A 6,322-nucleotide genomic window follows, 5' to 3' on the forward strand; every position below is an offset into this window, starting at 1 on the left:
GGTGTTACGTCATGGTATTTGCACTTAGTTACTGAGGTGATTTCTATAATACAAATTGGCATGCCATCCCAATTTGTCACTACTTGAAGATGACCGACTTCTGGCAACAATTCTCCTTTTTCACTGTACCAGTAATCTAAGCTACATGACGCACGTTTTTCTCCACGGAGAATTAAGTCTGCACATACATTTGCATTGTATTCATCTGCACAGAAATAGTCTGAACTAAATGAAGTGTAGTTTGATGCTACTTCATCAGGTAAAGATTTGAGGTATTGATCTAGATAACTTTGACTTCTTTCATCCATGATTTTGACTCGGGATTTGATTAAAAATATAACGCCGCATTAAGGTGTGAGCAACGCTACCGCTCAGCTCGAACCTTTGCGCTGTAAACGCAAAACCCAACGCAAAGCTAGAAACGCCAAGCGTTGGGAATCACTCTTAAATGCTTTGTTAGGCTTAACCTCGGCTGACTATTGATTCGTTTAATGCTGACACAATATCTTCTATATGGTTTCTTTTATCACTAGTAAGAGCTTTACTCTCACCAGATGAAGTACTAAGAATCACTGAATATTTATCTTTTGCCCCCATAAATGCTAATACACCGACAGCAACAATCAGTATTCCCCAGCCGATGGACTTAATAGCAAATAAAGTAATCAAGCCGATTAAAGTAATTATAATACCCACTCCTTTGTTGGCTTTTTCGATTCCTGTTTTAACAGAAGTAACATTACTCATTGCATAAGTTTGACCATTTACAATAAAACGACTATTTGATACTGAAACATCGCCAGCTTCAAGAAACATTTTTTCGTCCATAAAGATCCCAAATAGATATACAAATAGATACGAAGCACCATATATTGAAGTGCGAGCGATACCACCCACATATACAATTGAACTACCTCAAAGAGGCACCAGCATCAGTTTATGTGCATTAAATCGCATAACCAAGTAGAGATTAACTTAAGGAATAACATAGATAAACTAAAGTCGTATCTTTTTGTGAGTTATAGTACACACATAGTGATGAGCCAAACCCAAAAATTAAAGAACCAACAATTTAGTAACTAAAATGGGCTTCAAGAAATTACAACACGTAGAGATAGCTATTTGCTAACCAGTTAGCCTAACGCCCAATTAAGTAGTAAGCAACGCACTACAAAAGTCACCGCATTGCGCCGTAAACACATAACTCACCGCAAACCAAAATTGCCACGCGTTGCGAATCTGCTTAAATTGTTTGTTATGTGATTTAGTTGAATACAACAATAAAACCTGAATTTGATGTATAAACCGCAGCTTCAGGGCCAGTAAAGTCATTATCAAGAAGAGATACTCTTAGAGATGCTTGACCTGAGAACACCAGTAACAAAGAATCTTCTGCCACTTTTAGATCCACAACCTCACGGAAAACCAAAGACTTCATCCCATCGCATCCACTAAGTGTAATTGGGTTGTGAACCACTAGTCGACCAGAGCTAAACTTTAACGATGATAAGCCAACACCCTCAACTCTACTCAGCTTGGAACCAATTAATTCCGTAATTCCGTACATTTAGCCTCCAATCACATAACGCCGCGTTAAGTGGTGAGCAACGCAGACCACCAACCCCAAACCATTGTGCTGTAAACACTAAATCCAAAGCAAACCAAAAATGCCAAGCGTTGCGAATCCGTCTTAAACGCTTTGTTAGCCGTTGCGTTCATAGCGGGAAAGCCAATATTTCACTTTCCTATCGTTGTAGTCGTACCATTGTGTACAAATTGCATATTCATACCCCTCACTTACAAAACCAAATTTCCACGTCCACCTATTAACACCGTCACTAGATTTCACTAAATCACGTTTCTGTTGATGAGATGCACCAACAGGAATTCGAACAAGTAGAGGAAAATTGATGCCAAACACTTCCTTTGAATGGTCTGAATTGCAAAGTTCAGCTAGTTTTGATGGTGTTAAACCAACGGCAATACGTGAGATGCGTTCTTGTATTTCACGGTTCGTGAACAAACGCCCTTCGGTCTTTATTGGCTGAGAGGTTTCTTTGCTTCTAGCTGTATCCCGATCTTTAATAAGCCGAATAATCACTGATTCCGGAGATTCAAAAGGTTCAGCCAGCATAGCTAACTCATTGTAAGTATCTTCGCTTAACTCAATGGTTTTCATGATTAGTCAACCCCACACATATATTATGTACCCTAACTAATCTTAGTATGAAGTCATAGCATTGGAACTCTTGCGACGGCTAACGCCCTGTTAAGGTGTGAGCAACGCAATACCGAAGCTCCCGCATACCACCTTAAACACTTAACACAACGCATAGTAAAAATGCCACGCGTTGCGAATTACTCTTGAACAGTTTGTTAAGTTGCGGTTCCCTCAGGACTAGATTCAGACGTAGTTTCAGGTATTGCAGGGAAATGGACTAACCCCACCGTTTCAATAAGAGCCTTTCGACAACTTTCTGCAAAAGCTAGATCTTTAGTTTCTGATACATAATGAACAACAGAAAACAAATCAGGAGTATGAACTAGAGCTGTGGAGCTAGTATTTGACGATAATAGACATTTATCTGTAAATGGTTGCTGCCTTTCATTTAGTGGTTTTAGCCTATAAGCGTTGCCAAATAGAACTCCTTTTGCAGGACTTAAAACTTCATCACGTTCCAAATCTTCGTGCAGATTCAATGCTAACTGCCGTAATTTAGTTATGTTAATTGCTTTATTGTCTTTACCTTCAGCCTCTCCAATAAGACGCCCTTCTGACGATTCAAAAACCACATCAAACTCTTTGGTATCATCTTCATAGTTTTCAGCTTCAAACCCTAGTATTTTCAAACCTACTAGTATCGAAGCTTCTAATGCTTTTCCTGTTTCATACAACAAACCACGAAGTGAGCCTGCTCCTTCAAGTTCAGCTAAACATTGAGCTTTCTTTTCATCTAACTGTGCAATTTGTTCGTTCAAGACTCGAACTTCTTGTCTTAGCGATGTCTCTTTTGAGAAAATATACTCGTCAGCTTTTGCCCAGTCAGGTTCGACAGTTCTTTCCGAACTTTTACGGAGTTGTGTGTCAACACCAATTAGACTAGCGACTAGTTTTGCTCCGAACTGGATTCCTTTCTCACTCCAGCAAGTCTCCCATTCATTATCATGCTCAATTTCATCAGTGAATTCTTCATCTTCTAGATCTATATAAGGAAGAAGTATTAAAGTGCCACCTGATTTAGTGGTTAAATATGAACCTACTTCATTGTTACCATGCTTGGTATAAAGTAATGGCTTTGTTTGGTCACATTCTAACGTAACCTTGTACTCAGAAAGAGCCGAAAACTCTCGCCAAAAAGTTGAAATGATTTCTGCTCCCTTGGGAGCAAGCATCATTTCTTTACCATGCCTTGATGTCACAGATACGTTCAACGGTAGACATTTATAATTGTCGTAAAGCGAAACCATCGTCGTCGTTTTTTTGGTTACGACCAGTACCAGAATACTCCCGTTTACCCGTATCAATGTAGAAGTCACGATATTGCTCGAGGAAATAGAAAACTGTCTTACCGCAGTTGACTGCATCAGAAATTTCCCTATGCCAATGCTGGACCGCTTCTTTTAACTGAAACGACGCACTTTCTGATAGTGATGGTTTTCCTTGGTAACTATCTCCTGAATAAAGGAAGTCCAAGACATCATCACGAAACAAGATTACATCCCAGTCTAATAATGAGGCATTAGATCTAAAGCCTATAGTTGCTACGTCATCGTTAGCTAGTTCAAAACCTACAGAAACAATTCTCTTCTTTGCCAATTTCTTTACTCCTAAATCGATTAGCAACTTAACGCCGCGTTAAGTGGTGAACAACGCGACCACCTACCCTAAACCATTGTGCCGTAAACACTAAAGCTGATTCAAACCAAAACTGCCAAGCGTTGTGAATCCGTCTTGAACGCTTTGTTAAGTTTCAGTTCGCTGCACAAACTCATTATAGAATTTCATGGCATCGTCTTCAGAACCTAAAGCGGTGCTGATGAGCATTTGCAAGCTCCACAAACGTCCCGGAACGACTTCGTCTAAGTTTAAGTCAGCAGGATAACTCTCAGGGTCGATGGCCATTTCTAGGTTTACAAACCACCAAATCTCGATCTTCCGTAATAAGCCCACCATATCATCAAAGCTTTTTGCTACATCAAAATCGCAACCTTGGGAAGCGAACTTAAATAGTTCATGCGTTAATTCATTACGATGACGCTTAATACGCTCATATACTTCAATATCAGCGTCATCAATCGCATCGTGTTGCTTTAACCATAAAAGCGAAGCATAGGTTCGACTGCGGTTTAGCTTTAAAACTTTGAGCTTATAATCATCGCTAACAAGTGGGCCGTTTTCATCAAAGCCATTTGTAAAGAACTCTCTAATTTTATCTTCGATACTACTTTTTAGCATTTCGAATGCCATCGAGTGCACAGAAGCTGTGATTATGTTGTTCTTGAGCGACACTGGATTGAGAAACCTTTCCCATGACGCCTTTACTTCTTTATCCATTGCACCTGAACTCCAATGAAACTTAACGCCGCGTTAAGGCGTGACGTAATGCGTGCCATACTGTGAGCGAAGCGAAACTGGCACGCGTTGCGGAATCGCTCTTAAACGCTTTGTTATAAACTTAGCCAGCGGTATATGTCGTGCTTTGTTATTTCTCCTAACGCAATTAATGCTAAGCTGACGAAAGCAAATACATAAATTTTTTGCTTCCACATTAGGTAAAGACTGCCCCATAATCCTTTGTGCCTAGAGAAGTAACGAGCTGCGTATATCCTGAACATTTTTTGCTTTGACACAATGTGTAATGTAATTATTATCAAAAACAATCTTGCAAATGGGGCTGGTTGTTCAAATTGTAATGATGTAGCGGCTAAAGCGATTGCAAATAGTCCAATCACATCGTTTACATATGTAAAGTAAGCTTCTGCTAAATGCTCTTCTTCGTCAGGGTGGATCACTTATTTCTCCTTGTTTATAACGCCCGGTTAAGGGGCTAACAACGCATTACGCTAAACCAAAAATAACCGCCTTAACCACGAAAACAAATTTGAACTAAAACCGCCAAGCGTTGGTAGTCCCTCTTGAACCGTTTGTTATGAGCGTGGTTCAACTAAATGATCTATGCCTAATTCTCGTTGTTTACGCTTACTTAAACCACTCGCGACAATGCGGTAAGACTCCGATAAATAATACTTTAGCTCGTCGTCTAATTTACCCGAAGTTTCAACTTGCTGTATCCACTTCATTCCACGACTAGCAAAATAAGGAGCGGGTTTATAACCTTCACAATCACTTAGAAAATCAAAATTTAAGTCGGAAGTTTTAAATGTGAACGCAGCTTGAGAGCCATCACCCCAACCGCCTATAGCAAAGACTTTACCCCCTACCTTCCATACATCTGAATTACCCCATTGAACAACGTGACTCGTTGCAGCAAAAGAACCACAAAAATGGTTGAACTCATCGTAATTCATATTGATTTTCCTCTAAGATCATAACGCCCGCTTAAGTGGTGAGCAACGCAATGCGATGTTTCCGAACACCACCTAAATCACTAAAGGCAACGCATAATAAAAATGCCACGCGTTGCGAATCCGTCTTGAAGCGTTTGTTAGGCATTTATTCAACGCTATAGCCAATATGATCTACGAGCTTTTCGGAGGCCAGTTAACAAACCATGCATCTTGCGAGTAGCGACTCCAAGAAAGTTCAAACCCACTACTTGTAATATGCCACTCAGTCCAACCTGTTGAGTGGAAGCCCTTTAGGGTATAAGACACTACCCCTTCTTCATTTACACTACTTATTGCCTCTAATATTTCTTCGTCAATAGGTGCTTTGGGATACTGATGCTCTTCGAATATTTTAGTCTCATCATTGTAAACAGAAGCAAGACTCTTAGTCACACCGTGAAAAGTCAGGACACAATTGTCTATACACTTCGCTACAGAATGAGGATTATCAACGTGCTCACGCAAAATATTCGCGAACTCTAAATAAACACGAATGCATCCCTTCTCAATATCAATTTTTGACACTGGGCTATCGTGGAAATCCAAATTGTGAAATTGACAGTTCGTTGTGTATCTCATATAAATTCCTAACGCCTTGTTAAGGGGTGAGCAACGCAATACCGATGCCGCCGCATAACGCCTTAATCACTAAAATCAACGCATAGTGAAAATGCCACGCGTTGCGAATCCCTCTTGAACAATTTGTTATATCCGTTCTTAATTGACTTTCAGAACCCTTTTTAGAGAAACATTT

General features: G+C 40.0%; 10 protein-coding genes. All 10 read right to left on the reverse strand.

The window, feature by feature from the left end; translation table 11 throughout:
• Nucleotides 1-308: ASCH domain-containing protein (locus tag CAG64_RS04540; protein ID WP_161489279.1), on the reverse strand; the 308-nt coding region annotated here is incomplete at its 3' end.
• 154 nt (nucleotides 309-462) lie between these two features.
• Nucleotides 463-828, reverse strand: coding sequence for a DUF6232 family protein (locus CAG64_RS04545; RefSeq protein ID WP_040902436.1), 366 nt, complete (start codon nucleotides 826-828; stop codon nucleotides 463-465).
• A gap of 436 nt (nucleotides 829-1,264) precedes the next feature.
• Nucleotides 1,265-1,567, reverse strand: coding sequence for a hypothetical protein (locus CAG64_RS23590; RefSeq protein WP_021704931.1), 303 nt, complete (start codon nucleotides 1,565-1,567; stop codon nucleotides 1,265-1,267).
• A 135-nt stretch (nucleotides 1,568-1,702) separates the two neighbouring features.
• The gene (locus CAG64_RS04555; protein ID WP_161488817.1) at nucleotides 1,703-2,179 is read right to left on the reverse strand and encodes a hypothetical protein; all 477 of its coding nucleotides are present in this window, start codon (nucleotides 2,177-2,179) and stop codon (nucleotides 1,703-1,705) included.
• 197 nt (nucleotides 2,180-2,376) lie between these two features.
• Nucleotides 2,377-3,396: a hypothetical protein gene (locus tag CAG64_RS04565; RefSeq protein ID WP_161488816.1), complete on the reverse strand. Its 1,020-nt coding sequence runs from the start codon at nucleotides 3,394-3,396 to the stop codon at nucleotides 2,377-2,379.
• Between the two features lie 46 nt (nucleotides 3,397-3,442).
• Entirely contained in the window at nucleotides 3,443-3,817 is a 375-nt protein-coding gene (locus tag CAG64_RS04570) for a hypothetical protein (protein WP_161488815.1), read from the reverse strand.
• A 147-nt stretch (nucleotides 3,818-3,964) separates the two neighbouring features.
• Complete coding sequence (locus CAG64_RS04575; RefSeq protein WP_100800012.1) at nucleotides 3,965-4,555, reverse strand: hypothetical protein; 591 nt, start codon at nucleotides 4,553-4,555, stop codon at nucleotides 3,965-3,967.
• A gap of 113 nt (nucleotides 4,556-4,668) precedes the next feature.
• Nucleotides 4,669-5,013 (reverse strand): hypothetical protein, encoded by a 345-nt coding sequence (locus tag CAG64_RS04580; RefSeq protein ID WP_021705400.1) that lies wholly within the window; start codon nucleotides 5,011-5,013, stop codon nucleotides 4,669-4,671.
• Between the two features lie 135 nt (nucleotides 5,014-5,148).
• Nucleotides 5,149-5,529, reverse strand: a complete 381-nt coding sequence (locus CAG64_RS04585; protein ID WP_139060768.1) for an MmcQ/YjbR family DNA-binding protein — start codon at nucleotides 5,527-5,529, stop codon at nucleotides 5,149-5,151.
• A 171-nt stretch (nucleotides 5,530-5,700) separates the two neighbouring features.
• Nucleotides 5,701-6,093: a hypothetical protein gene (locus CAG64_RS04595; protein ID WP_161448727.1), complete on the reverse strand. Its 393-nt coding sequence runs from the start codon at nucleotides 6,091-6,093 to the stop codon at nucleotides 5,701-5,703.
• Nucleotides 6,094-6,322 lie beyond the last annotated feature (229 nt).

The sequence above is a fragment of the Vibrio sp. V38_P2S17PM301 genome, assembly GCF_009904845.1.
Lineage (GTDB): Bacteria > Pseudomonadota > Gammaproteobacteria > Enterobacterales > Vibrionaceae > Vibrio > Vibrio proteolyticus.

What these genes read in the sequence shown, in the direction of transcription:
- CAG64_RS23590 (WP_021704931.1), bottom strand. Translation starts at nt 1,567, where the DNA reads ATGTACGGAATTACGGAATTAATTGGTTCCAAGCTGAGTAGAGTTGAG.
- CAG64_RS04585 (WP_139060768.1), bottom strand. Translation starts at nt 5,529, where the DNA reads ATGAATTACGATGAGTTCAACCATTTTTGTGGTTCTTTTGCTGCAACG.
- CAG64_RS04545 (WP_040902436.1), bottom strand. Translation starts at nt 828, where the DNA reads ATGGACGAAAAAATGTTTCTTGAAGCTGGCGATGTTTCAGTATCAAAT.
- CAG64_RS04565 (WP_161488816.1), bottom strand. Translation starts at nt 3,396, where the DNA reads ATGATGCTTGCTCCCAAGGGAGCAGAAATCATTTCAACTTTTTGGCGA.
- CAG64_RS04575 (WP_100800012.1), bottom strand. Translation starts at nt 4,555, where the DNA reads ATGGATAAAGAAGTAAAGGCGTCATGGGAAAGGTTTCTCAATCCAGTG.
- CAG64_RS04555 (WP_161488817.1), bottom strand. Translation starts at nt 2,179, where the DNA reads ATGAAAACCATTGAGTTAAGCGAAGATACTTACAATGAGTTAGCTATG.